Source organism: Polaribacter sp. Z014, assembly GCF_023555435.1.
Classification (GTDB): Bacteria; Bacteroidota; Bacteroidia; order Flavobacteriales; family Flavobacteriaceae; genus Polaribacter.
On sequence record NZ_JALCZP010000002.1, the window covers coordinates 375,882 to 401,847 of the forward strand.

The 25,966-nt window shown below is 30.5% G+C and carries 21 protein-coding genes; 13 read left to right on the plus strand and 8 right to left on the minus strand.

Annotated features, from left to right (window positions below):
* The first annotated feature begins 43 nt into the window (after nt 1-43).
* A complete protein-coding gene (locus tag MPF19_RS04840; RefSeq protein WP_203392986.1) occupies nt 44-265 on the plus strand; it encodes a VF530 family protein in 222 nt (73 codons plus the stop codon).
* Between the two features lie 343 nt (nt 266-608).
* Here MPF19_RS04840 and MPF19_RS04845 read toward each other — a convergent pair whose 3' ends face one another.
* On the minus strand, nt 609-1,292 hold the full coding sequence (locus MPF19_RS04845; protein ID WP_249987022.1) for an SIR2 family NAD-dependent protein deacylase: 684 nt from the start codon (nt 1,290-1,292) through the stop codon (nt 609-611).
* A gap of 71 nt (nt 1,293-1,363) precedes the next feature.
* Between MPF19_RS04845 and MPF19_RS04850 the strand changes: the two genes are divergently transcribed.
* Nucleotides 1,364-2,041, plus strand: a complete 678-nt coding sequence (locus tag MPF19_RS04850) for a TrmH family RNA methyltransferase (RefSeq protein ID WP_203393151.1) — start codon at nt 1,364-1,366, stop codon at nt 2,039-2,041.
* An 87-nt stretch (nt 2,042-2,128) separates the two neighbouring features.
* On the opposite strand, the gene MPF19_RS04855 is transcribed toward MPF19_RS04850, so the two are convergent.
* The 5 genes from MPF19_RS04855 to porX form a co-directional block, all read right to left on the minus strand.
* Entirely contained in the window at nt 2,129-2,497 is a 369-nt protein-coding gene (locus tag MPF19_RS04855; RefSeq protein WP_249987023.1) for a DUF4258 domain-containing protein, read from the minus strand.
* 55 nt (nt 2,498-2,552) lie between these two features.
* A complete protein-coding gene (locus MPF19_RS04860) occupies nt 2,553-6,473 on the minus strand; it encodes a choice-of-anchor L domain-containing protein (RefSeq protein ID WP_249987024.1) in 3,921 nt (1,306 codons plus the stop codon).
* A gap of 45 nt (nt 6,474-6,518) precedes the next feature.
* A complete protein-coding gene (locus MPF19_RS04865; RefSeq protein WP_249987025.1) occupies nt 6,519-7,715 on the minus strand; it encodes an alanine dehydrogenase in 1,197 nt (398 codons plus the stop codon).
* Between the two features lie 7 nt (nt 7,716-7,722).
* Complete coding sequence (gene tsaE / locus MPF19_RS04870) at nt 7,723-8,130, minus strand: tRNA (adenosine(37)-N6)-threonylcarbamoyltransferase complex ATPase subunit type 1 TsaE (RefSeq protein WP_203392981.1); 408 nt, start codon at nt 8,128-8,130, stop codon at nt 7,723-7,725.
* Nucleotides 8,131-8,477: 347 nt separating this feature from the next.
* The gene (porX, locus tag MPF19_RS04875) at nt 8,478-10,025 is read right to left on the minus strand and encodes a T9SS response regulator signal transducer PorX (protein WP_249987026.1); all 1,548 of its coding nucleotides are present in this window, start codon (nt 10,023-10,025) and stop codon (nt 8,478-8,480) included.
* Between the two features lie 293 nt (nt 10,026-10,318).
* Between porX and MPF19_RS04880 the strand changes: the two genes are divergently transcribed.
* The 9 genes from MPF19_RS04880 to fabG all read left to right on the plus strand — a co-directional run bounded on the left by MPF19_RS04880 (nt 10,319) and on the right by fabG (nt 21,435).
* Nucleotides 10,319-11,542: an HD domain-containing protein gene (locus tag MPF19_RS04880; RefSeq protein ID WP_249987027.1), complete on the plus strand. Its 1,224-nt coding sequence runs from the start codon at nt 10,319-10,321 to the stop codon at nt 11,540-11,542.
* 45 nt (nt 11,543-11,587) lie between these two features.
* Nucleotides 11,588-12,631: a UDP-3-O-(3-hydroxymyristoyl)glucosamine N-acyltransferase gene (gene lpxD, locus MPF19_RS04885; protein WP_249987028.1), complete on the plus strand. Its 1,044-nt coding sequence runs from the start codon at nt 11,588-11,590 to the stop codon at nt 12,629-12,631.
* Nucleotides 12,624-14,015 (plus strand): bifunctional UDP-3-O-[3-hydroxymyristoyl] N-acetylglucosamine deacetylase/3-hydroxyacyl-ACP dehydratase, encoded by a 1,392-nt coding sequence (locus MPF19_RS04890; RefSeq protein ID WP_203392977.1) that lies wholly within the window; start codon nt 12,624-12,626, stop codon nt 14,013-14,015. The genes lpxD and MPF19_RS04890 overlap by 8 nt, the downstream gene beginning before the upstream one ends.
* A gap of 3 nt (nt 14,016-14,018) precedes the next feature.
* A complete protein-coding gene (gene lpxA / locus MPF19_RS04895) occupies nt 14,019-14,804 on the plus strand; it encodes an acyl-ACP--UDP-N-acetylglucosamine O-acyltransferase (protein ID WP_249987029.1) in 786 nt (261 codons plus the stop codon).
* Nucleotides 14,805-14,899: 95 nt separating this feature from the next.
* The gene (gene efp, locus MPF19_RS04900; RefSeq protein WP_166387429.1) at nt 14,900-15,466 is read left to right on the plus strand and encodes an elongation factor P; all 567 of its coding nucleotides are present in this window, start codon (nt 14,900-14,902) and stop codon (nt 15,464-15,466) included.
* An 86-nt stretch (nt 15,467-15,552) separates the two neighbouring features.
* The gene (locus MPF19_RS04905) at nt 15,553-16,479 is read left to right on the plus strand and encodes a UDP-3-O-(3-hydroxymyristoyl)glucosamine N-acyltransferase (RefSeq protein ID WP_249987030.1); all 927 of its coding nucleotides are present in this window, start codon (nt 15,553-15,555) and stop codon (nt 16,477-16,479) included.
* A gap of 165 nt (nt 16,480-16,644) precedes the next feature.
* Nucleotides 16,645-17,517: a succinate--CoA ligase subunit alpha gene (gene sucD / locus MPF19_RS04910; RefSeq protein ID WP_249987031.1), complete on the plus strand. Its 873-nt coding sequence runs from the start codon at nt 16,645-16,647 to the stop codon at nt 17,515-17,517.
* A gap of 106 nt (nt 17,518-17,623) precedes the next feature.
* Complete coding sequence (locus MPF19_RS04915) at nt 17,624-20,593, plus strand: M16 family metallopeptidase (RefSeq protein ID WP_249987032.1); 2,970 nt, start codon at nt 17,624-17,626, stop codon at nt 20,591-20,593.
* A gap of 98 nt (nt 20,594-20,691) precedes the next feature.
* The gene (fabG, locus tag MPF19_RS04920; RefSeq protein WP_203392971.1) at nt 20,692-21,435 is read left to right on the plus strand and encodes a 3-oxoacyl-[acyl-carrier-protein] reductase; all 744 of its coding nucleotides are present in this window, start codon (nt 20,692-20,694) and stop codon (nt 21,433-21,435) included.
* 135 nt (nt 21,436-21,570) lie between these two features.
* On the opposite strand, the gene hxpB is transcribed toward fabG, so the two are convergent.
* Together hxpB and MPF19_RS04930 are read right to left on the minus strand one after the other, a co-directional pair.
* Nucleotides 21,571-22,221: a hexitol phosphatase HxpB gene (hxpB, locus tag MPF19_RS04925; protein WP_249987033.1), complete on the minus strand. Its 651-nt coding sequence runs from the start codon at nt 22,219-22,221 to the stop codon at nt 21,571-21,573.
* A complete protein-coding gene (locus MPF19_RS04930) occupies nt 22,221-22,958 on the minus strand; it encodes an NUDIX hydrolase (RefSeq protein WP_249987034.1) in 738 nt (245 codons plus the stop codon). Before MPF19_RS04930 ends, hxpB begins: the two co-directional genes overlap by 1 nt.
* Before the next feature lie 311 nt (nt 22,959-23,269).
* Here MPF19_RS04930 and MPF19_RS04935 point away from each other — a divergent pair, with 311 nt between their 5' ends.
* Both MPF19_RS04935 and MPF19_RS04940 read left to right on the plus strand, forming a co-directional pair.
* On the plus strand, nt 23,270-24,163 hold the full coding sequence (locus tag MPF19_RS04935) for a hypothetical protein (RefSeq protein WP_249987035.1): 894 nt from the start codon (nt 23,270-23,272) through the stop codon (nt 24,161-24,163).
* A gap of 83 nt (nt 24,164-24,246) precedes the next feature.
* On the plus strand, nt 24,247-25,962 hold the full coding sequence (locus MPF19_RS04940; protein ID WP_203392967.1) for a purine-cytosine permease family protein: 1,716 nt from the start codon (nt 24,247-24,249) through the stop codon (nt 25,960-25,962).
* Nucleotides 25,963-25,966 lie beyond the last annotated feature (4 nt).

Genomic DNA, 25,966 nt, shown 5'->3' on the forward strand with positions numbered 1-25,966 from the left:
AATAGCATTACATTTGATTTTATTCTAATTTTTTTGAGAAATAATGAGCACAGAACAACCAAATAATCCGTTACACGGTATAAAATTAGCCACCATGTTAGAACAATTGTTTAAAGAATATGGTTGGGAAGAATTAGGTGATACCTTAAATATAAATGCCTTTAAAAACAATCCTACCTATAAATCGAGTTTAAAATTTTTAAGAACAACACCTTGGGCAAGAGAAAAAGTAGAGCAGTTTTATTTAAAAAATATGATTGATTAATTTTTTTTGAAGCTATTTCCTGCTTTCCGCACTCGCTTTTTTTATTCAGAAAAAGAATAAAAAAGAGCTCAAACAATTGCTGCAATCAGGGCTAACCTTGTTTGCTAAATTTTAGTGTTTATTTAATTACTTTAAACCTCAATAAAGTAGTAAATATAAGTGTTTTTACACAGTTTGTTATTTTAACCTTTTGGGAGAAATCGCATAAAGATGCTCCGTTTTGCGGTTTCACTGTTATGAGATTTCTCATTAGTTTATCTAGAGCGAAGTCGAAAGGCAAAAAAGCTCATTTCAAAATGACAAGGGATGAACAAAAGTAGAGATAGAGAATAAAGGAGGTAACTTAACCTTTCAATAATTCTATTAGTTTTTCTGTTCCTACACTCGCAATTTCCTTAATAATGGTTAAATTATTAAACCGACCTTTAGAAACTGCTGGTTTTGGATCTATAAAATAAATTGGGGTATTCGATTTTACATAATCTACTAAACCCGCCGCCGGATATACTTGCATAGAAGTACCAATAATTACCAAAATATCTGCTTTTTTAGTAATTTCTATGGCTTTATCTAGCATCGGTACCATTTCTCCGAACCAAACAATATGAGGCCTTAATTGGCTTTTTTTAGGACATAAATCACCTAAGTTTAAATCTTTTTTCCAGTCTAAAACAATCTTTTCGTCAATAGAACTTCTCACTTTTAAAAGTTCGCCATGTAAATGCGTTACGTTTTTACTGCCTGCACGCTCGTGTAAATCATCTACATTTTGAGTAATTATTTCAACATTAAAATCCTTTTCTAGTTCAACTAAATTTAAATGACCTTTATTTGGCGCAACCTTTAACAACTGTTTTCTTCGCTCGTTGTAAAAGTTTAAAACCAATTTAGGATTTGCAGCAAAACCTTCTGGAGAAGCTACTTCCATAACATTATGACCTTCCCATAAACCATCGGCATCCCTAAACGTTTGTATGCCGCTTTCTGCAGAAATTCCTGCTCCAGTTAAAACAACTAAATTCTTCATAACAATGTAGGTTTTTGTATTTTTATAAAATCTCCAATGAAGATAAAAATAATAATTCTAAGTTTGTACTTATGATTGATGAAAAACTATTAAATTATTTTGAAACCTATTTAACGGATAAAAGGAAAAATCTTTTTAAGAAGGTTTTAGAAGATAGGACGCGTCATTTTACGGTAGTTTTAGAAGATATTTTTCAACCTCATAATGCAAGTGCGGTTGTTAGAACTGCAGATATTTTTGGAGTACAAGACGTACATGCAATAGAAAACAAATACACCAATAAAGTATCTAGACATGTAGCAAAAGGTTCTCAGAAATGGATTACTTCTAAACGATATAAAAAAGACGGAGACAATACTAAAGTTTGTTTAGATCATTTGCGTGAACAAGGCTATCAAATTATAGCAACAACACCACATAATGATTCTTGTTTACTACAAGATTTTGATGTTACTAAAAAATCTGCATTTGTGTTTGGAGTGGAGGCAGAGGGCGTTTCCGACTATGTAAAAGAACAAGCAGACGGATTTTTAAAAATACCAATGGTTGGTTTTACAGAAAGTTTAAATATTTCTGTTGCTGCAGCTATTATTTTACAAGACGTAACCACAAAATTGAGAAATTCTTCTGTTGATTGGCAATTATCTAAAGAAGAAAAGGACGTTTTGTATTTTAATTGGGTTCGAAAAACCATTAAAAATGTAGATAAAATTGAAAGATATTATTTAGAAAAATTAAAAACTGAATAAAAAAGATGTCATTCCTACTATAATAGAAATGACATCTTTTAATAAATATAGATATTTATTATCAATTTATAGATATTAAAAATAAGTTTACTCCACAATAACCTGCTCAATGGTAGCAGAAGAGTCGCAACGTTTTACCAATAAACTTACTTTTTCTAAGTCTTTTTTACCTGTGATATAATATTCTGCACAGGGTTTTTGTCTTGGTTTGCTTTTTCCAAAATCAACATCACCAGTATATAAAATGGTGTTAATTTTTAAAGTATCAATATTAAATTTATGCATGGCATTTTTAGCTTCATCAGAAAATAAACGCTCTTTAATTCTGATAGATTTTAATGTTCTTGCATCCATTCCATAATCAAATGTAGCTTGTTTCTTTTGCCAGAAAAAATATACAGCAACACAACCTAACGATAAACCTACTAAATAATAACCTATTCTTTTAATGAGCATTGTAAAATTTTGAAATGCAAATTTAAGTTTTTAAATCAGATTTAAGCAAAATAACTTATTTTCTTATTAAAGAAAGGTGCGATCTAAAAATAGCAGGATTTCCATCTTCGTTGGTATATTTTAGTACATACCAATAATCTGTACTAGGCATTTTTTTACCATTATTATTTTCACCGTTCCATCCGCCACTTAAACCATTTTTTGGTTTTATGGTTATTATATGAATACCAAATCGGTCAAAAATATCTATTGTCGCGGAAGCATCAGCTTGTAAATCTGTTATATTCCAATTTCCTTCTATAGGATTAAAATAACTTGGATTATTTAAGGCAGTAAACTCAAGTTTTATATCATTACAAATATTTTCTAAATCTCTAACTATAACAGTATAAGTACCCGGATTAATATTTCTAAATGTATTAGAAGTTTGAAAGTTTATGTTATCTAAAGAATAGGTATAATTACCTAAACCTTGTTCAATAGTACTAATTTCTACAGCATATAAATCAGAAAAATCATTGGATAAGATATTTACTTCAAATTGAGGAGTAGAACTTTCTATAATTACTTCTGTTGGATGATAATTGCAATCAGTACTTTTATTGGGGGTATTTATGGCATTGTCGCTATTTCGTTTAGCTTCTATTGTGTACGCACCTGTTTTTATTGCACTCCAATTGGCTTGAGAAGAATCTGGATTTAATAAATCTCCTTTTAAATACCATTTTATATCGTAAATACTTGCGTCTAACCCTGTTTCTATTAAAAAAGGATTATTTGTTTTATTGGTAGTATGATCTACACAAATAGCACCTCCTTTTACAACTAAATCTAATAAATGATAAATGGTAATTGAAAAACTACCTTCTGTAAAACAATCTGGATTTCCTTTAGGATACGCACGTACATAAATGGTACGTGTAACATCTTCTTCTAAACTGGTATTTGCAATTGTTAAATCTGAAATTAAATCTGTTCTATCTTCGTCGTTATAATACTCTACTGTAATATCTGGATTTGTTATGCTCGGTAATGTTATAGAACCACATTGATTTATATCCGTTATTACACCTAAATCTTCTAAATTAGGTTTGTTATATACTTTAACTTCAAAAGAACTCATATTTTGACAAGGTTCATATCTAGAATCATCACCAATAATATAAATAGTTTGTGTTTCAGTAATGGGGGTTCCTACTTCTAAAAACCCTGTTTTATCATCGTTTTTATAGTAGTTACCTGGTTTAATTAAAGGAGGTAAAACATACGTTTCACAAGCTATTATAACATCATTAGGTTCATCGACAACTCTTCCTAAAATTTCAACTATAAAACTTTTTTCACTGCTACAAGTTGCTAGGTCTGGGTGTTCACTGTAAACATAAATAGTTTGAGTTCCGTCTTCAATAAAATCTCCCGCAAATAATTCTGTTCCAGTTCCATTTGGTCCACCAGTTTCTGTAAAATATCTACCATTAAAACTTAATTCTGGTAACTTAAAAGGTTCGCAAACCTTTTGAGGAGGAAAAGGTGGTATTATTGGTTTTTTATTTATAGTTACGGTAAAACTGGTTTCTACAGGACAGGTTCCGTTTGTATTGTATATATAAATTGTTTGAGTACTGCTTATTTCATCACCTTCACTTAAAGGAGTTCCAGAACCGTTTTTACCAGTAAAATAATTTCCATGATCTAATTTTAATGCAGGCAATTTAGGTAAATCATCCTCACACCTTACAATATTATCTAAAGTATCTATTGGTGGAAGTGGATTAATAGTGACAGAAATTTCATAACCAGTACAATTTGGAGTGGTAGTTATTTCATCTGCATAATAATATATATTTTTTGATTCAGTAATTTCTGTTCCGGCTGGTATTATATTTTCTTCGTCAAATACATTTGTTTTATAATATTTTCCAATAGGTTTATTGGGTATGATATAGCTACCGCATTCTGTAACATCTTCAAATTCTTTAGGATCTATAATTGTAATAAATACTCTATTAGGTAAAAGTCCACCAGACGCACAACCCGTAACTTCGTTTTTATTATAAATAAATAGACGAATTGAAGATGTTATTAGGTCACCTGGTAGATATCTAGAACCAGAGCCTTTATATCCTGTATAATAAGCACCTCCGCTTGGTAATGGATCTAAGGTATAAGAATTACAAGTAATTATGTCTTTTATTGTATCTATACCTGGTAATGGATGAATAATTAAGTCGAATTTCTTTTCAGTACAAGTCACTCCATTTAATTTAGAATAAAAATAAATAGTTGTGTTTTCTTCTGTTAAAATTGTATCAGTTGGTATTAATTCTCCAGTTCCATTTGGGCCATTTACGTCTGTATAAAATTGACCAAATTTAGTAGCAGGAACTTTAAATTCTCCACAATATTCTCGTTCTATATTATAATTTTCAGAAAACAATACTTCAAAACTAGTTTGATTGCGGCATTCTGAAGTAGTATCCTTGCTGTAAATATATATTGTGCTTTCAGTTGTAATATTATTTCCAGATGCTAATTTTGTTCCGCCTCCTAAAGTTTCTGTATAATACTCTCCATTAGTTAGTACTGGTAATTCATATTCATTACAAACATAAGCATCTGGTAATGTATCTACCTTTGGTTTGGGAGTGATTTCTACATTAAAGCTAACTACATCGAAACAGGTATTATCTTTACTTGCTAATCTAGCCCATAGCGTAAATGTGCTATTTGTTACTGGGTAATTTGTTGGGTTAAGAATAGAAGGATCATTATTTTTAGCGGCGCTTAATGATTCAAAATAATTAAGAGTATAATTAGAAAGGCTTGCCCCGTTTAAGATTTGACTTTGTACATTATAAGGAATATTAATAGTAGTAACTTCTCCACAAAGTTTAATATCAACTGGTTTGGTTGCAGTAATTGTTGTAATTGCAATATTACTATTTAGCTGGCAACTAACATCAGATAAAGATGTAATTGTTATTGAATAGGTGTCTGGGCTGTTCACTGTTAGTGTTGTTCCGTTTTCACCAGAAAGGAGCACGTTATTTTTTTTCCATTCAAACTTAAATCCATCTGTTTTAGGAAAACCAGAATCGATAACTACATTTTCTTCGGAGCAGAGTGATTTATCAGCAATTAAATCTAAAGAATTATTAAAACTTCCTGTTTCTATAAACACTGCAGAATCAAGATCTGAGTTACCATAATCTCCAATTACAAATTTTATTTGATATTTAGTATTAGGAATTACGGTTGCAGAGGCTTTTAGTTTTGTGGTAAAACCTCGCATATTTATCGAAGAATTATCACTATTATCTCCATAATACGTGCTAAATAAATTAGCATTTTTTGAAGAGCATAAACCATTTAATAGTCCATCTCTTATGTTTTTTACAGAAACACTTTCATTATCGGTAATAGTTGCAATATTTGCACTAACACCTGTTTCTAAATTCGTTAGAATAATTGCGAAAATATCTCCGCTTTCACATTGATACTCGCTATATTCATTTGAAGCAAATATGTAATTGAAACTAAATTCTTTACCTACTGGGGTGAAATTAAACTCTAAAAAACCAACATCGGTTATGTCTTTTGTTCCACCTTCATTATTACTATAAGTTTGTAAATTAGCATCTCCATTAGTAGAATTCTCGCTACTTAAATTTGTGTTAGAAAATGTACCTTCAGTCTGTTTTGCAATACCAGATCTTATAATTATCCCTTCAGATATTGGAAAACTACCACCATTATTAGTAAATGAAGCAACAGATTGATTGGAAGAACTATTAAAACTAGATTTTGAGATACAAGAATTATCTATAAGTTGGTTAGCCAGTTCTTCTGCCGTTTTGGTATCATCTACACTTACTGTTTGAGAAAATAAAGAAGATGTAATTATAAGTGCAGCAACAAAAACGATAGATTTTAAAAATCTATTTAGGTTACTTGTTTTAAATGTGAAATGTTTCATATAGAAAATATTTATAAGACAAAAATATTGCTGTTAGAAAAGCTTTTAAAGAATCAACAAATTAATATCTCTAAAAGGTAAATCAAACCAATCTGCAACCGTTTTATTTGTAAGAATTCCATGATAAAAATACATTCCGTTTCGCAAACTTTTATCATAACGTGCAGCATTTTCAAAACCGCCTTCTTCTGCTATATTTAATAAATAAGGTGTAAAAATATTACTAATAGACAAAGAAGCTGTTCTTGCATAACGAGCAGGAATATTAGGTACGCAGTAATGTACAACACCATGTTTTATAAAAGTAGGCGTTTTATGTGTAGTAACATTTGAGGTTTCGAAACAACCACCTCTATCTATACTAACATCTATAATAACAGCACCTTCTTTCATGGTTTCTACCATTTCTTCTGTGGCACAAATTGGTGATCTATTTTTACCTCGAATGGCTCCAATTGCTACATCTGCACGCATTAATGCCTTGGCAACCGATTTTGGCTGTAATGTAGATGTATAAATAGGAGCATTTATAGAATCTTGTAATTTACGTAACTTACTAATAGAATTATCAAAAACTTTAACGCGTGCACCTAAACCAATAGCTGTTTTAGCAGCATATTCACCTACGGTTCCTGCACCAAAAATAACAACACTAGAAGGCGGAACGCCACCAATATTACCTAACAACAAACCGTTTCCTTTGTTAATTCCGCTCATTAATTCTGCGGCAATTAATACAGAAGCTGTTCCTGCAATTTCACTTAAAGATTTTACTATAGGGTACGTATTATGGTCGTCTTTTATATAATCGAAAGCCACAGCGGTAATTCGCTTTTTAGCCAAACATTCAAAGTATTTTTTATTTTGTGTTTTTAATTGTAATGAAGAAATTAAAATCGTTTGTGGGTTCATGTATTCGATTTCTCTTTCTGTTGGAGGTGCCACTTTTAAAACAATATTGCATTTAAAAGCTTCTTCTACATCGTAAGAGATTTTAGCACCGGCTTCAGAATATTCTCTATCTGCATAATTTGCATGATCTCCTGCACCTGTTTCTATTACAACTCTATGTCCGTGAGCACATAATGCAGAAACGGCATCTGGTGTTAAACAAACACGTTTTTCGCCCAAATAGGTTTCTTTTGGTAAACCAATAAAAAGTTCTCCTTTTTGCCTTTTAATTTCTAACATTTCTTCTTGCGGAAGTAATTCTTCTTTACTGAAAGGAGAAAATGAACTCATAGTTTAGTTATTTTAGTTGAATATTTCTTTGTGCATCATTTAAAATAGATAAATGAATTTGAACAGCATCTAAAGGTAGCAAATTTTCTATATTTTCTGGCCATTCTACCAAACACCAGTCATTATTATCAAAATATTCTTCGATTCCCATATCTAAAGCCTCTTCTTCGTCTTCAATTCTGTAAAAATCGAAATGAAAAACTTTTTCATTTTTAGAGGTATGATACTCATTTACCAATGAAAAAGTAGGAGAGGAGATGCTGTCTAAAACATCTAATTGTTTACATATTTCTTTTATAAGTGTGGTTTTGCCAACACCCATTTGTCCGTAAAACAATAGTGTTTTGTTTTCTACGGATGCAATAAGTTCTGCTGCCACTTCAGATAGATTTTCTAAAGAATAGTTTTTGTTCATAATTACAAAAATATAAAAACTATTTAGTAAACAGTTACAGTTTACGCTCAATAATATAAAGTAAATGATGCTTAGAACCTAATAATATATTTGTAATGCTGAATTTGATGAAAACAAAAAGTCCGACAAGTAGTTAAACCTTGTCGGACTTTTTATAATTAATTGCAGCTAGCAAACAAGTTTAGCCCTGATTGAGCGGTCTGTTTGAGCTCTTTTTTGCTTTTTCTGTAAAAAAAGCGAGTAGTGAAAGCAGGAAATAGCTTCTACTAATTTATAATATAGAAAATATCCTTTTTTTACACTTTTATTGTAACGGATTATTGCTTACTAAAATACTGTAAACTAATTTATTTAGGACTGTAAACAGCACATGGAATAATCATTTCTTCTAAAGAAACGCCTCCATGTTGATAGGTGTTTTTATAGTATTTTACAAAGTGATTAAAGTTGTTTGGATACGCAAAAAACAAATCTTCTTTTGCAAAAATAAATGAACTATTCATGGCTACTGTTGGCAAAAATATGTCTTTTGGATTTCTAACGGCATACACGTCTTTATCTTCATAGGTTAGGCTTTTACCTGTTTTGTAGCGTAAATTGGCACTAATATTTTTATCGCCAATAACTTTGGTTGGGTTTTTACAATTGATGGTTCCGTGGTCTGTGGTAATTATTAATTTCTGACCTAATTGTTGCGCTTTTTGAATAATTTCGAACAAAGGTGAGTTTTTAAACCAACTTAAAGTTAAACTTCTGTATGCCTTATCGTCTCCTGCTAATTCTTTAATTACTTCCATTTCTGTTTTAGAATGAGACAACATATCTACAAAATTATACACCACAGCGGTTAAATCATTTTGTTTTGTACCGTTGTAATTATCGGCTAAATCTTTACCGTTTTTAAGATTGGTAATTTTATAATATTCGTGTTTAATATCTATGCCTAAACGTTTTATTTGTGCGGTTAAAAAGTCATTTTCATATAAATTCATTCCGCCTTCATCAATATCATTTTTCCAAAAATTTGGATAACGTTTTTCCATTTCAGAAGGCATTAAACCAGAAAACATGGCGTTTCTAGCATATTGTGTTGCGGTTGGTAAAATGGAGAAATAGGAATACTCTTGGTCTTTTTTATAAAAATTATTAATTAATGGTTCTAAAATTCTGTATTGATCATAACGTAAATTATCTATTATAACCCATAAAACGCCTTGTTTTTTACTTAATTCTGGTACCACATAGTTTTTAAATAAGGTATGAGAAAAAGTAGGTTTATCATGTGCTGTTAAAAAATCTTCATAATTTTTTTTAATGAATTTAAAAAACTGGCTGTTAGCTTCTTGTTTTTGGCTTTCTAAAATACCTAACATTCCAGGATCGCTAATGTTTTCTAGTTCTAGCTCCCAATGAACTAGTTTTTTGTAAAGATCAATCCATTCTTCATAAGAATTTACCATGGCTAAATCCATAGATATTTTTCTAAATTCTTGTTGATAACTAGATGTTGTTTTTTCTGAGACTAAACGAGAATGATCTAAGTTCTTTTTTAAACTTAATAAAATTTGATTTGGGTTTACGGGTTTTATTAAATAATCTGCAATTTTAGAGCCAATTGCCTCTTCCATTATATATTCTTCTTCGCTTTTTGTAATCATTACCACAGGCAAATTTGCTTGTTTTTGTTTAATTTCTGCAAGGGTATCTAAGCCTGTTAAACCAGGCATATTTTCATCTAAAAAAACGATATCGAATTTTTGTTCTCCTACTAAATCTATAGCATCTGCACCATTTGTACAAGTAGTTACTTCGTAATTTTTACGTTCTAAAAAAAGAATGTGAGGTTTTAATAATTCTATTTCATCATCAACCCATAAAATTTGTATACTGCTCATATTTTCGTTTATAATTTTAACATTTAACGATAAAAGTAACTAAAAGTTATACTTTTTGGTTTTTAAAAATGATAAAATATTGCCAAAAAAAAGAATCTAATTCTTAAATGTATCAAAGTTTATAGCAAAGTTTACAAAGCCCTTTTGTTTGCATAGAAAGGTCTATGCTCTCTTATATATTAATTATGTTTATTTTTTAAGTGTAAATTCATTTTATAATACAAAAAAGAATAGTAGTTAATTGCATCTAATAATATTATGTACTTTTGTTTAAGTTGATAAAAAACACTCATTTGAAGAATAAAAAACATAATAAATTAAAGATTCTGAATGATCCTATTTACGGATTTATTCAAATACCGAATACTTTAATTTTTGATTTAATAGAACACCCTTATTTTCAGCGATTAAGAAGAATAGCTCAAATGGGTTTTTCTAATTTAGTATATCCAGGAGCAAATCATACTCGTTTTCATCATGCAATAGGTTGTATGCATTTAATGCAAAAAGCGGTAAGAGTTTTGCGTTTTAAGGAAATAGAAATTTCCAAGGAAGAAGAAAATGGACTTTATGTTGCAATTTTATTGCACGATATTGGTCATGGAGCTTTTTCACATGCTTTAGAACATAGCATTGTAAATGGAATTTCGCATGAAGAAATTTCTTTAAAATTCATGAAAAAGTTAAATAAAGAATTTGATGGAAAATTAGATTTAGCCATAGAAATATTTGAAGGCAAGTATCATAGAAAATTTTTGTGTAAACTTATTTCTAGTCAATTAGATATAGATCGATTAGATTATTTAAAGCGCGATAGCTTTTATACAGGTGTTACAGAAGGTAATATTTCTTCTGATCGGTTAATTGCTATGATGAATGTACAAGATGATGAGCTAGTTATTGAAGGAAAAGGTATTTATTCTGTAGAAAATTTTTTAATAGCTAGAAGATTAATGTATTGGCAAGTATATTTGCATAAAACAGGTTTAGTAGCAGAAAATATGCTGGTAAATGTTTTAAAAAGAGCCAAAGAATTAGCAGAAAAAGGAGTCGCATTATTTGCAAGTACTTCTTTACATTATTTCTTGTATAAAAAAATATCTCAAGAAAACTTTACAGATGAAACTTTAGAAATGTTTTCTAAATTAGATGATTATGATGTGATGTCTGCCATAAAAGAATGGACAAATCATAGTGATAAAATTTTATCCTTATTATCTAATATGATTGTTGATAGAAAATTGTTGCGTATAGAAATTCAGCAAAAAGAATTTGAAGCAAAAGAATTAAATAAAAAAATAAATAATGTTTCTAATAAATTAGAACTTTCAGAAAACGAAGCAAAATATTTTGTTTTCACTAAAAAGATCAAAAACCAAGCATATCAGCAAGAAAAACCTATTTTTATTCTGAATAAAAAGGGAAAACTAATAGATATTGCAAAAGCATCTGACCAATTAAATTTGCAAGCGTTAACAAATCCGGTGATAAAACACTTTATTTGCTATCCAAAATAAAATGAGATTAGCCAAATCACTATAAATTTTATATTTTTGCGTCTAATGAAATTTACAGCACAACAAATAGCAGATATTTTAGAAGGTAACATCGTTGGTAATTCTAATGTAGAAGTTTCTAAATTATCTAAGATAGAAGAAGGAGAAAAAGGTTCGTTAACCTTTTTGTCTAATCTAAAATATAAGTCCTTTTTATATACTACACATGCATCTGTAGTTATTGTTAACAGTACTTTTGTTCCAGAAAAAGAAGTAAAATCTACACTAATAAAAGTAGAAAATGCCTATGAAGCTTTCTCTAAAATATTAGCGTTTTATAATGAAGTAAAAAATAATAAAACGGGTAGGGAAGTACCACATTTTATTTCTGATTCGGCAAAAATAGGTGTTAATGAATATATTGGTGCATTCTCATATATAGGAGAAAACGTAATTTTGGGAGAAAATGTAAAAATTTATCCGAACGCTTACATTGGCGACAATACAATTATAGGAGATAACTGTGTTATCTTTTCGGGAGTGAAAATTTATTCTGAAACGGTAATAGGAAATAATTGTAAAATTCATTCCGGAACTATAATAGGTGGAGATGGATTTGGTTTTGCACCAGATAAATATGGAGTATATACAGCAATACCTCAAATTGGTAATGTTATTATAAAGGATAATGTAGATATTGGTTCTGCTTGTACAATAGACAGAGCAACAATGGGATCTACCATTATAAATAAAGGTGTTAAATTAGACAACCAAATACAGGTTGCTCATAACGTAGAAATTGGAGAAAACACCGTAATTGCAGCTCAAACAGGTATTGCAGGATCAACAAAAATTGGTAAAAATTGTATGATTGGTGGGCAAGTAGGTTTTGTTGGCCATATAGTTATTGGTGATAATGTAAAGATTTTAGCCCAAGCAGGTATTTCTAAAAGCTTAAAAGATAATGAAATGGTAAACGGATCGCCTGCATTTAAAATACAAGATTTTAATAAAAGTTCGGTTTATTTTAGAAATTTACCTAAAATAGCATCGAAAATTAACAATATAGAAAAAGAGTTGAAGACTCAAAAACCAAACATAAATGAGTAAGAAGCAAAAAACAATTCAAAAAGAAGTAAGTTTATCAGGTGTTGGTATTCATACAGGTAATACCGTAAACATGACAATTAAACCTGCTCCTATAAATCATGGTTTTGCTTTTAGCAGAATAGATTTAGAAGGATCCCCAATTATAGAGGCAAAGGCAGAATACGTTATCAATACACAAAGAGGAACAAACTTAGAAAAAAATGGTGTTCAAATTCAGACTTCAGAGCACGTTTTAGCTGCTGCAGTTGGTTTAGATTTAGACAACCTTTTAATTGAATTAGATTCTTCTGAACCTCCAATTATGGATGGTTCTTCTAAATATTTTGTAGAAGCTTTAGAAAAAGCAGGTATACAAGAACAAGAAGCAGAAATTGAAGAATATGTAGTAAAAGAAATTATTTCTTTTAAAGATGATGTTACAGGCAGCGAAATTATTTTAATGCCTTCAGATGAGTACCAGGTTACAGCTATGGTAGATTTTGGTACTAAAATATTAGGAACTCAAAATGCAAATTTAGAAAAGATTTCTGATTTTAAAGAAAAAATTGCTGCAGCAAGAACGTTTAGTTTTTTGCATGAAATTGAAATGCTTTTAGAACACGATCTTATTAAAGGTGGAGATTTAAATAATGCAATTGTGTATGTAGACAAACAATTATCTACAGAAACGATGGCGAAATTAAAAAAAGCTTTCAATAAAGATAATATTGCTGTTAAACCTAACGGAATTTTAGACAATCTTACTTTACATTGGGCTAATGAAGCTGCTAGACATAAATTATTAGATGTTATTGGAGATTTAGCTTTGGTTGGTATTAGAATTAAAGGAAAGGTTATTGCAAATAAACCAGGGCATTTAGTAAATACCACATTTGCAAAGAAATTAGCTAAGATTATTAAGCAAGAAAAAAGAAATAATGTTCCTCAATACGATTTGAATTTACCTCCATTAATGGATATTTATCAGATTATGGACGTTTTACCTCATAGACCACCATTTTTATTGATAGATAGAATTCTAGAACTTTCTGATAAACATGTGGTAGGAATGAAAAATGTAACCATGAACGAAAACTTTTTCGTTGGTCATTTTCCAGGTTCACCAGTAATGCCAGGAGTATTACAAATTGAAGCAATGGCACAATGTGGTGGTGTTTTAGTTTTAAACACAGTTCCAGACCCAGAAAATTATCTAACTTATTTTATGAAGATGGATAATGTTAAATTTAAACAAAAGGTGTTGCCAGGAGATACACTTACCTTTAAATGTGAATTAATTACACCAATTAGAAGAGGTATTTGCCATATGCAAGCCTATGCGTATGCGAACGGAAAGATAGTGGCAGAAGCAGAATTAATGGCTCAAATTGCAAGAAAAAAATAAGTTATGAATCAACCATTAGCGTATGTACATCCGCAAGCAAAAATAGCAAGAAACGTAGTAATAGAACCGTTTACAACCATTCATAATAATGTAACCATAGGTTCCGGAACTTGGATTGGTTCTAACGTAACCATTATGGAAGGTGCTAAAATTGGTGAAAATTGTAGAATTTTTCCGGGATCAGTTATTTCTGCAATTCCTCAAGATTTAAAGTTTAACGATGAAGAAACTACAGTAGAAATAGGTAATAATGTTACCATAAGAGAATGCGTTACTATAAACAGAGGTACATCAGATAGAATGAAAACCAAAATTGGTAACAATTGTTTAATAATGGCCTATTGCCATGTTGCACATGATACTTTTGTTGGTGATAATTGTATTTTTTCTAATAACACAACCCTAGCAGGACACGTAACTATTGGAGACAATGTTGTTTTGGCTGGTATGGTTGCAGTACATCAATTTGCATCTATAGGTAATCATGCATTTGTTACTGGAGGTTCTTTGGTAAGAAAAGATGTTCCTCCTTTTGTTAAAGCCGCTAGAGAGCCACTTGCTTATGTAGGTATTAACTCAGTAGGTTTGCGTAGAAGAGGTTTTTCAACTGAAAAAATAAGAGAAATTCAGAATATATATAGAATTTTATTTCAAAAAAACTATAATAATTCTCAAGCGATTGATATCATTGAAGCAGAAATGGAAGCAACTCCAGAACGCGATGAAATTATTCAATTTATAAAAGATTCGCATAGAGGAATTATGAAAGGATACTCTAAAGCTAACTAATTTTTTATATTAAAATTAGAGTGTAATTAAAGAAAATTATAAGTATAACTAACAATAATTGCTTTTAACAAATACCAAAAGCATACAGCAAAAATATGGCAACAACATCAGATATTAGAAACGGATTGTGTATTAGATATAACAACGATATATACAAAATTATAGAATTTTTACATGTTAAACCAGGTAAAGGACCTGCATTTGTTAGAACAAAATTAAAAAGTGTTACCAACGGTAAAGTAGTAGATAATACTTTTCCTGCAGGGAGAAAAATTGACGATGTACGTGTAGAAACTCATAAATTTCAGTTTTTATATCATGATGGTGAATTTTACCATTTTATGAATGAAGCAGATTATACTCAAATTCGTTTGTTAGAAGCAGCTTTAGATAATCCAGGATTAATGAAAGAAGGAGAAATTGTAACAATTATCATCAATTCTGAAGATAACATGCCACTTTCTGTAGATTTACCAGCAAGTGTAATTTTAGAAGTAACACACGCAGAGCCTGGAGTTAAAGGAAATACTGCTACCAATGCAACTAAACCTGCTACGGTAGAAACAGGAGCGTCTGTAAACGTCCCTTTGTTTATTAATGAAGGAGATAAAATTAAGATAGAAACTACCAAAGGAACATATCAAGAACGTATTAAAGAGTAAGAATTAGTGGGCAGTATTCAGTAGCAGTTTGCAGTGCTTACTCAATACTGAAACTGTGACTGATTACTGCTACTGAAAACTGAAACATGAAATTCAAAAAACCACAAACACTTCAGCAAATAGCAAAACTGATAAACACAGATTTTATTGGTGATGAAAATTTTGAGATTTTAGGAATCAATGAGATTCATGTTGTAGAAAAAGGAGATATTGTTTTTGTAGATCATCCTAAATACTATGACAAAGCATTAAATTCTGCTGCAACTACAATTTTAATCAATAAAAAAGTAGATTGCCCAGAAGGAAAAGCATTACTAATTTCAGAGGATCCTTTTCGTGATTTTAATAAAATAACAAAACATTTTAATCCATTTATAGCTGCTAAAGTTAGTATTTCTGAATCGGCTATTATTGGAGAGAATACAATTATTCAACCAAATGTATTTATAGGAAACAATGTTACTATTGGTAAAAATTGTGTAATTCATCCAAATGTAACTATTTATGATAATTCAGTAATAGGTAATAATGTTACCATTCATGCGAATACGGTTTTAGGAGCGGATGCATTTTATTATAAAAACAGACCAGAAGGATTTGATAAATTAATTTCTGGAGGAAGAGTAGTTTTAGAAGATAATGTAGATTTAGGAGCATCTTGTACTATTGATAAAGGCGTTTCTGGTGATACAACTATTGGAAAAGGCACCAAAATTGACAACCAAGTTCATGTTGGGCATGACACCAAAATTGGTAAAAAATGTTTAATAGCTTCGCAAACGGGTATTGCTGGTTGCGTAATTATAGAAGATGAAGTTACCATTTGGGGGCAGGTTGGTACCAATAGCGGAATTACTATAGGTAAAGGAGCTATAATTCTCGGACAAACAGGTGTTACTAAATCTGTTGCAGGAGGAAAAAGTTATTTTGGTACTCCGGTTTCAGAATCAAGAGAAAAATTAAAAGAAATGGCAGAAATAAAACGTTTTTTAAAAGATAGAAAGAACTCATAAATTTTTAGATAAACTCTCTAAAAACTTTTAAGAGTATCTTATTCTTTAAAAAGGCTATCTAAACATATAATTATTACTTTTTTATTGATAATAATTTGTTTGAATACTTTTTTAGAAACAATCAATAAACTATTTTTGTGTAACAATATAAAAAAAATCAAACCAATGAGTGTTTTAGTAAATAAAAATTCAAAAATTATTGTTCAAGGTTTTACAGGTAGTGAAGGTACTTTTCACGCTGGTCAAATGATTGATTATGGAACGAATGTTGTTGGAGGGGTAACTCCAGGAAAAGGAGGTCAAGTGCATTTAGGTAAACCTGTTTTTAATACCGTTAAAGAATCTGTAGATAAGGTTGGGGCAGACACTTCTATTATTTTTGTACCACCAGCTTTTGCTGCGGATGCAATTATGGAATCTGCAGACGCAGGAATAAAAGTTATCATTTGTATTACAGAAGGAATTCCTACTGCAGACATGGTAAAAGTAAAAGCTTATATTGATAGTAGAGACTGTCGATTGGTTGGACCTAACTGTCCGGGTGTAATTACACCAGATGAAGCTAAAGTTGGTATTATGCCAGGTTTTATATTTAAAAAGGGTAGAGTAGGTATCGTTTCTAAATCTGGAACTTTAACGTATGAAGCAGCAGACCAAGTTGTAAAACAAGGTTACGGAATTACTACAGCTATTGGTATTGGTGGAGATCCAATTATTGGAACTACAACAAAAGAAGCAGTTGAGATGTTAATGAATGATCCAGAAACAGAAGCAATTGTTATGATTGGTGAAATTGGAGGGAATTTGGAAGCTGAAGCGGCACAATGGATTAAAGCTGATGGAAACAGAAAGCCGGTTGTTGGTTTTATAGCAGGTCAAACTGCACCAGCAGGAAGAACAATGGGGCACGCAGGTGCAATTGTTGGTGGAGCTGATGATACAGCACAAGCAAAAATGAAAATTTTAGCAGAAAACGGAATTCACGTAGTGAGCTCTCCAGCTAAAATTGGTGAAATGATTGCAAAAGTCTTAAAGTAAATCGATTTCCATTAAGAAACTGTTAAAGTTTTACAATAAAATAGCATAAACTCCGTTGAATTCGTAAATTCAACGGAGTTTTTTATTTCAACCAAAATTAATATTTATGAAAGAACTAAAATTGTTATGCATTAGCTTTTTGTTAGTTACAGCAGTAAGTTGTACTACTAGCAAAAAGAAAGAAAAGAATTATGAGGTAACTTCGCAAAAAGATTCCAACGGGTTATCTTATGAAACAGTACAGAATGACCCAACAGGTTTACGCTTGTATACTTTAGAAAATGGGTTAAAAGTGTATTTAAGTCAGAATTCTGATGAACCCAAAATTCAAACTTACATTGCCGTAAGAGCTGGTTCTAATTACGACCCAAAAGAATCTACAGGTTTGGCACATTATTTAGAACACATGGTGTTTAAAGGAACTCATAAAATAGGAACTGTAAATTGGGAAAAAGAAAAAGTATTTTTAGATAAAATTTCTGACTTATATGAACAGCATAGAGCAGAAAAAGATGCAGACAAAAAATTGGCATTGTATAAAGAAATTGATAAAGTTTCTTTAGAAGCGTCTAATTATTCTATTGCCAATGAATATGATAAAATGACGGCATCTTTAGGGGCTACAGGTACAAATGCCTATACGTGGTTTGAGCAAACGGTGTATACAAATAAAATTCCTGCAAATGAATTAGATAAATGGGTAGATTTAGAAGCAGAACGTTTTAGCACTTTGGTCTTACGTCTGTTTCATACGGAATTAGAAGCAGTTTTTGAAGAGTTTAATAGAGGTCAGGATAATGATTTTAGAAAACGTTATGCTGCCATGTTAGATGGTTTATTTCCAAATCATCCTTACGGACAACAAACAACTATTGGTAAGGCAGATCATTTAAAAAATCCTTCTATGGTAGATATCCATAATTATTTTAACAAATATTATGTGCCTAATAACATGGCAGTAATCTTAGTGGGAGATTTTGAATTTGAACCTACCATTAAAAAAGTAAATGCTGCTTTTGGTAAATTCAAGAGAAAAGAATTAACACATCCAACTTTGCCTAAAGAAGAAAAAATTACAGTTCCAATTGTAAATGAAGTTTTTGGTCCAACGTCTGAATCTATTTCTATCGCTTTTAGATCTGAAGGAATAAACACAGAAGAAGAAAAAATGGTAACCCTTTGTGATATGATTATGGCAAACGGTAATGCTGGTATTATCGATTTAAATTTAAATCAGAAACAATTGGTGCAAAGAGCAAGTTGTTCGCCAACTTTTTTAAATGATTATGGGTATCATTCTTTTACAGGATCACCAAAAACGGGTCAAACGTTAGATGAAGTTAAAGAATTGTTATTAGCTCAAATAGAAAAATTAAAAAATGGCGAGTTTGAAGATTGGATGATTGAAGCTGTTGTAAATGACTTAAAATTAAGCCAAACAAAACAGTATGAAGACAATTCAGCTTTAGCGGACACCTATGTAAATGCATTTATTTATCAACAAGATTGGTCTAAAAGAGTTCAGTTTTTAGACGATTTAAAGAAAATATCAAAAGAGCAATTAGTGGCTTTTGCTAAGAATTTTTATCAAGATAATTATGTAGTTACTTACAAAAGAAAAGGAGAAGACAAGAATATTGTAAAAGTAGCAAATCCGGGAATTACACCTGTACATTTAAATAGAGATAAAAGTTCTGAATTTATTACAGCTTTCAATAAGATAGAATCGAAACCTTTACAGCCTAAATATGTAGATTATAAGACGGCAATTAAAGAAACTAATACAGAAAACGGAATTAAAGTTTCTTATGTTTTAAATGATAAAAATGATTTATTCGATATGAATATCATTTTTGATATGGGAAGTGATAATGATAAAAAATTATCTTTAGCTGCTGGTTATTTAGAATATATTGGAACTGATAAATATACCAATGAAGAACTTAAAAAAGAGTTCTATAAATTGGGAATATCTTATTATGTTAGTACAGCAAGCGATAAAACGTATGTTGGTTTAAGCGGATTAAAAGAAAATTTAGATCAAGGTTTAAAGTTGTTAGAACATCTTTGGGATAACGCTAAAGCGGATAAGGATACTTACAATAAATATGTAGAAAAAATCTACAAAGGGCGTCAGGACGGAAAAACACAAAAAGAAAATATTCTTTGGAATGGTTTGATGAATTATGGTAAATATGGTGAGGATTCTCCTTTAAGAGACATCATGCAAATAGATGAATTAAAAGCTATCGATCCAGAAGAATTAGTTGCGCTTATTAAGGATATGAAAAATTATAAGCAACGTATTTTTTATTATGGTAAAGATGTAGATACTGCTGTGGCATCACTTAATACCAATCATAAAGTATATGGAGAGTTAAAAGAATATCCAGTGGCAAAAGTATATAAAGAAACCGAAACTGGTGACAATGTATTCTTTACAGATTATGATATGGTACAAACGGAACTAATGTTTTTGGCAAAAGGAGAGCCTTTTAAACCAGAAAATATGGCAGCTTCAACGTTGTTTAATACGTATTTTGGAAGTGGTTTATCATCAATTGTATTTCAGGAGATTAGAGAATCTAAATCTTTAGCATATTCTGCTTTTGCTTCTTATCAAGGAGCTTCTAAAAAAGATTCTCCTAATTATGTAATGGCTTATGTTGGTACGCAAGCTAACAAATTAGAGCAGGCTGTAGATGCAATGATGGAATTAATGAATGATATGCCTGAAGCCGAAAAACAATTTAATGCAGCTAAAGAAGCTACTTTAAAGAAATTAGCAGCGCAAAGAATTACAAAATCTAATATTTTTTGGTCTTATGAAAGACTTAAAAAATTAGGAATTGATAATGACAATAGAGAGGCAATGTACAATACTATTAAAGGAATGACCATGGAAGATTTAAAGACATTCTTTAATAAAAATATTAAAGGAGAATCTTATAATGTGATGGTTATTGGTAATAAGAAAGATTTAGATGTAAAATCTTTACAAAAACTGGGTAAAATAAAAGAATTAGATATTGATTATTTATTTAATTATGTAGACAAAAAGGAAGTAAAGCAATAGTAATTATTACTTTTAAATAGTAAAACTCGTAAAGCAAAATTTGTTTTACGAGTTTTTTATTTTTAGTATCTTTGCGCCTGTAAAAACAACGAAATAATATGAAATTATTAGAAAATAAATCTGCAATTATTACAGGTGCTACAAGAGGTATTGGTCGTGGAATTGCTATTGAATTTGCTAAACAAGGTGCAAATGTAGCTTTTACTTACAGTTCTTCTGTTGATGCAGCAATTGCTTTAGAAGAAGAGTTAAAGGCTTTTGGAGTTTCAGCAAAAGGATACCAATCTAACGCAGCAGACTTTGATGCTGCTCAAGAATTGGCAAAAGAAGTTTTAAAAGAATTTGGAGCTATAGATATTTTAGTAAATAATGCAGGTATAACAAAAGATAATTTGTTAATGCGTATTTCTGAAGACGATTTTGATAAAGTTATAGAAGTAAATTTAAAATCTGTTTTTAATTTAACCAAAGCTGTTATTCGTCCGATGATGAAACAACGAAAAGGATCTATTATAAATATGAGTTCTGTTGTTGGTATTAAAGGAAATGCTGGTCAAACTAATTATGCTGCTTCAAAAGCTGGTATTGTTGGTTTTTCTAAATCGGTGGCTTTAGAGTTAGGTTCTAGAAATATTAGAAGTAACGTAGTTGCTCCTGGTTTTATAGAAACAGAAATGACAGAAAAATTAGATGAAGCAACTGTACAAAGTTGGAGAGATGGAATTCCTTTAAAAAGAGGAGGGCAGCCAATAGACATTGCAAACGCATGTGTGTTTTTAGCTTCTGATATGAGTGCTTATATTACAGGTCAAACTTTATCTGTAGATGGAGGTATGAACTAAAGCGAATACTTTATAATATTCTAAAAAAGCTTCAATATTTTATATTGAAGCTTTTTTTACGTTTCTAAATATGTTCTATTAGAGTTGTTTTTATATGTAACGAGATGTTTTTATATTTATAATTATCAGCTCAAATTATTGTAGAGTCTTCAGATAAATAATAACATCTAACATAGATGAATAGATGTTATTTGCTATCGTAAATCTAGGGTCATTTTTATTTTCAGGAATTACGATAGTGTTCATAGAGGCAGCTTTAGCAGCGATTAAACCTGTAACGCTATCTTCTAAAACCAAGCAATTTTCCGTATTCACTTTCAGTAATTTTGCTACTTTCAGATAAATAGCCGGATGTGGTTTTCCGTATTCTTCAGTATCTGCACTGCAAACAACATTAAAATAATGAGCTATATTCAGTCTGTTAAAAACTGCGTTAATAATAGGTTTGCTAGAGGATGTTGCTAAGGCAATATTAAAGTTGTTTTTTGTTAAATAATCTAACAACTCGAATAAGCCATTTTTAGCTTTTCCTTTTTTAGTAATTAATTGAACTACAGCGGTAATAATTTCTTGTTCTAATAATTTAGGATTTACAGTTAATTGGTGCAATTGACACCAGGTTAAGGCAACATCATCTATCCTTTTGCCCATGGTGTTTTTAATACAGTCTTCTATGGTAACGGTAACATTATAACTGGCTAAAATTTCTATTTGTGCTTGTCTCCAAAAAGGTTCTGAGTCTATGATAACTCCATCCATGTCAAAAATAAAAGTGTTTATCTTCATTAAATGTTGATTAAAAAATTATTATTGATCATTTTATCATAAATGTTTTTACTAAACATATAGAGTTGTGCTGGTCTTTTAGAAACACCAACTTGCTTTTCGTCCAAAGCAATAATATATTTCTTATTGATTACTTTTCTTCTAAAATTTCTGTTGTCTATCTCTATCCCTAAAATGGATTGATATACATCTTGTACCTCGTTTATGGTGAATTTTTCAGGTAAAAGCTCAAAAATAATGGGTTCATGTAAACATTTTGTTTTTAAGTCTTCATGAGCTTCTTGTATAATTTTTTTGTGATCAAAACCTAAACTAGGTAAGTCTGAAAATGGAAACCACTTTGCTTCATATTTGTTATGGATAACATCAATATCTTCCGTTTTTAATAAAAAGTAATAAGCAATTGTAATGGTTCTAAAATTGAAATCTTCATTTTTTATCCATAGAATATCTTTTTCATTCATCAGCCTATTAGGGTCTCCAAAAGCTTTAAATTGTTTTTTATATAGATTTGTTAACCCTGTTAATTCTTTTAAAACTCTAGAGGCAGATTCATCTAAAGTTTCATTTTCATATACATGATATCCCGTTAATACGTAATCATCTACCAAAACTTCATTACTAGATTTGGCTTTTAAATATCGTTTAATTAATAAAACATTTAATGATTTTGTATTGGTGTCATAGCCAAAAATTACACAGTCTACCGATAAATTTGGAATTTTTTTAATTTTCATAAGATATTATAAGTTGTAAATTTAGTTAATTTTTAGGGATTTACCAATAAACGTTTTTATGACGTTAAAGAGTATGTTTTGTGAAATTAATAAATAAAAATATAAATTAAACGTCATCTGTAAATACTATTTCTAAATCCATTAATTCTAATTTCGGTGTAAGTTAAATCAATATACCATAGTTTTTAGCTAAATTAGAGTATATTTTTTGACTTTTATTAGGAAGTGTAAAATAATTTTATTTACATTTGCATAGTAAACGTCATTATGACGTTTAAAAGCGAAAACGATTTCACATTAAATTAGAAATAATGACACTACCAATTAAACATGTATCATTAAGATATTTAGCATCAACTAGAAATGATATCATAATTAAGCATAGAAAAGTGAGAAGCATAACATTAGCTGTTTGTGTGTTTTTGCTATTAGGGACTCATATTGTGTCTGCTCAAGATACGGATGTAAAAAAAGATGATTACAAAGCTTTTTCAATAAGCGCACATCTTAAAAATATGCATTTGTGGCATGGTTCTGTTGTTACTCCTGGACCAATGATTGCTACTAGTCTAGAGTTTAATTCTAGAGATTCTAAATTTACTTTAGGTGTTTGGGGCGGAACCAGTTTTGGAGCTTCTACAGATGTTATTAATAAAAATACAGGTGAAAACGTAGCAGCACATTATCAAGAGTTTTCATTATATACGAAATATCGTTTTTCAGATACATTTTTTATTGAAGCGGTTTCGCATAATAATTATACAGGTGTAGAAGAAAGAGGAGATGTTTTGCATTATTGGAGTTATGATAAAACACAAGGTTATAATTTTGTTGATGTTAATTTTGGCTACAATATTACACCTAGCACATTATTGTATTTCGCAACTATTATAAACGGTGGCGCAGGAGATTATGAGGTGCAAACGGATGGTTCTTTAAAAAATTCTTGGACTCATTATTTTGAGGTAAGTAGTAAAGTTTGGGAAAAAGAGGATGCTAGCTTATCTTTATTTGCTGGTGGCGCTTGGTCTTTTGTTACAGATAAAACATTTTATACAGAAAATGCAGGTAACCTTATTAATGTAGGTGCAACCTATAATAAAAACGTAAAATTAGGAACTTATAATTTACCAATAGGAGTAACAGCAATGTGGAATCCCGAACAGGAAAAAACAGTACTTCAACTAGATATAACTTTATTTTAAGATTTTCATAATTACAAATAGTAAAACTTACCATGCAATGCATTGTATAAAAAATTAATAAAATTAACTTTAAAAAACATCACATGGAAACATCCAACCAATTTCAGCAGTTCGAAAACTTAGAAGCAGAACAGCTACCAATTGCCAAAAACAAACTCCATAATTGGACACATTTTGCAGGTCTCTATGCTGCAGAGCATGTGGCCGCCACAGAGTTTGTAATTGGTGCTACTTTTGTTGCTTTAGGAGCAACTACTAAAGATATTATTTTAGGTTTATTGATTGGTAATATATTGGCTGTTTTAAGTTGGACGTTAATTACATCTCCAATTGCTGTAGATACCAGGTTAAGTTTATATACGTATCTTAATAAAATAGCAGGAGATTCTATGACAAAGCTCTATAACTGGGCAAACGTTGTTATTTTTACGGTAATTTCTGCGGCGATGATTACTGTTTCTTCCACTGCAGTTCGGTTTGCTTTTGATATTCCGGCGCAACTAGATTGGTACCCAACAAATCTTTGGTTTGTTTTAATTGTTTTACTTGTTGGTATTGTAGTGGTTGCTATTGCTATATATGGTTTTACTGCAGTATCTAAATTTTCTGCAATTTGTGCGCCTTGGTTATTTGTGATGTTTATTAGTGGTGCATTTATACTTTTACCAGCACTTTCTTTAGATGTTTTAGGTAGAACATTGCCAAGTGGATGGACGGAACTTATAAATTTAGGAGATCAATCTATTTGGACAGGAGTTAATAGTGATGGAGAACCAGGAATTGGATTACTTGAAGTTATCGGTTTTGCTTGGGCAGCGAATTCAATTACCCATTTTGGTCTTATTGATATGGCTTTATTTCGTTTTGCTAAAAAGAAATCTTACGGATTAACAACAAGTACAGGAATGATGTTTGGTCATTTTGTAGCTTGGATTTCTGCAGGAATAATGGGGGCAGGAGCAGCTGTTATTATTGGTAAATCTATTGTAGAATTAGATCCGGGAGATGTAGCTTATTATGCTTTAGGTTGGTCTGGTTTTGTAATTGTAATTGTAGCAGGTTGGACAACCGCTGTTGCAAATCTTTACAGAGCAGGTTTAGCAGCACAAGCAATTTTTACTAAAACTTCAAGAAAAAAGACAACCATTATAGTTGGGGTGGTAACCATGGTAGTAGCTTGTTTTCCGTTTGTGTTTTCTCAAATGCTTCCATTATTAACCTATGCAGGTTTATTAGTTGTACCAGTTGGTAGTATAGTTTTTGCAGAGCATCAAATTTTTCCTAAAATAGGATATACACGTTATTGGTCTCATTATCGTCAATTAACTTTTAGTACTCCTGCTATTGCTTCTTGGGCTTTAGGTTTGGTATTTGGATTTGGATTAAATGCATTAAATATAATGTCTTTCTATTATTTATTTATACCAACTTGGATTTTTACAATTCTTATTTACACCTTTTTAGCAGGACGTTATGGTGCAAAAAATAAATATCCAGAAGAAGAAGAAAAAGAAAGAGTAAGAAATATCAACATTAAAAAATTTCAAGAACAAAAAGCTGAGAAAGAAGTAGTAGCGGTAAAAGACACAAGTCTTCTTACAAAAGTGTTAAAAATAGTTTCAATGCTTACGTTGCTTATTACGCTAGTATTAGCTTGTATTGTTTTATTTGGGAGTGAAACAGAAAATATATATATACAAAATAGAGAACTTTTTTACACCTATGCGTTTGTGTGTACTATCATTTATTTTATAACATCAATTTGGGCACTTAAAAGAGGTAATTCTTTAAATAAATAAAAAA

What these genes read in the sequence shown, in the direction of transcription:
- MPF19_RS04840 (WP_203392986.1), top strand. Translation starts at nt 44, where the DNA reads ATGAGCACAGAACAACCAAATAATCCGTTACACGGTATAAAATTAGCC.
- MPF19_RS04845 (WP_249987022.1), bottom strand. Translation starts at nt 1,292, where the DNA reads ATGAAGAATTTAGTTGTTTTAACTGGAGCAGGAATTTCTGCAGAAAGC.
- MPF19_RS04850 (WP_203393151.1), top strand. Translation starts at nt 1,364, where the DNA reads ATGATTGATGAAAAACTATTAAATTATTTTGAAACCTATTTAACGGAT.
- MPF19_RS04855 (WP_249987023.1), bottom strand. Translation starts at nt 2,497, where the DNA reads ATGCTCATTAAAAGAATAGGTTATTATTTAGTAGGTTTATCGTTAGGT.
- MPF19_RS04860 (WP_249987024.1), bottom strand. Translation starts at nt 6,473, where the DNA reads ATGAAACATTTCACATTTAAAACAAGTAACCTAAATAGATTTTTAAAA.
- MPF19_RS04865 (WP_249987025.1), bottom strand. Translation starts at nt 7,715, where the DNA reads ATGAGTTCATTTTCTCCTTTCAGTAAAGAAGAATTACTTCCGCAAGAA.
- tsaE (WP_203392981.1), bottom strand. Translation starts at nt 8,130, where the DNA reads ATGAACAAAAACTATTCTTTAGAAAATCTATCTGAAGTGGCAGCAGAA.
- porX (WP_249987026.1), bottom strand. Translation starts at nt 10,025, where the DNA reads ATGAGCAGTATACAAATTTTATGGGTTGATGATGAAATAGAATTATTA.
- lpxD (WP_249987028.1), top strand. Translation starts at nt 11,588, where the DNA reads ATGAAATTTACAGCACAACAAATAGCAGATATTTTAGAAGGTAACATC.
- MPF19_RS04890 (WP_203392977.1), top strand. Translation starts at nt 12,624, where the DNA reads ATGAGTAAGAAGCAAAAAACAATTCAAAAAGAAGTAAGTTTATCAGGT.
- lpxA (WP_249987029.1), top strand. Translation starts at nt 14,019, where the DNA reads ATGAATCAACCATTAGCGTATGTACATCCGCAAGCAAAAATAGCAAGA.
- efp (WP_166387429.1), top strand. Translation starts at nt 14,900, where the DNA reads ATGGCAACAACATCAGATATTAGAAACGGATTGTGTATTAGATATAAC.
- MPF19_RS04905 (WP_249987030.1), top strand. Translation starts at nt 15,553, where the DNA reads ATGAAATTCAAAAAACCACAAACACTTCAGCAAATAGCAAAACTGATA.
- sucD (WP_249987031.1), top strand. Translation starts at nt 16,645, where the DNA reads ATGAGTGTTTTAGTAAATAAAAATTCAAAAATTATTGTTCAAGGTTTT.
- MPF19_RS04915 (WP_249987032.1), top strand. Translation starts at nt 17,624, where the DNA reads ATGAAAGAACTAAAATTGTTATGCATTAGCTTTTTGTTAGTTACAGCA.
- fabG (WP_203392971.1), top strand. Translation starts at nt 20,692, where the DNA reads ATGAAATTATTAGAAAATAAATCTGCAATTATTACAGGTGCTACAAGA.
- hxpB (WP_249987033.1), bottom strand. Translation starts at nt 22,221, where the DNA reads ATGAAGATAAACACTTTTATTTTTGACATGGATGGAGTTATCATAGAC.
- MPF19_RS04930 (WP_249987034.1), bottom strand. Translation starts at nt 22,958, where the DNA reads ATGAAAATTAAAAAAATTCCAAATTTATCGGTAGACTGTGTAATTTTT.
- MPF19_RS04935 (WP_249987035.1), top strand. Translation starts at nt 23,270, where the DNA reads ATGACACTACCAATTAAACATGTATCATTAAGATATTTAGCATCAACT.
- MPF19_RS04940 (WP_203392967.1), top strand. Translation starts at nt 24,247, where the DNA reads ATGGAAACATCCAACCAATTTCAGCAGTTCGAAAACTTAGAAGCAGAA.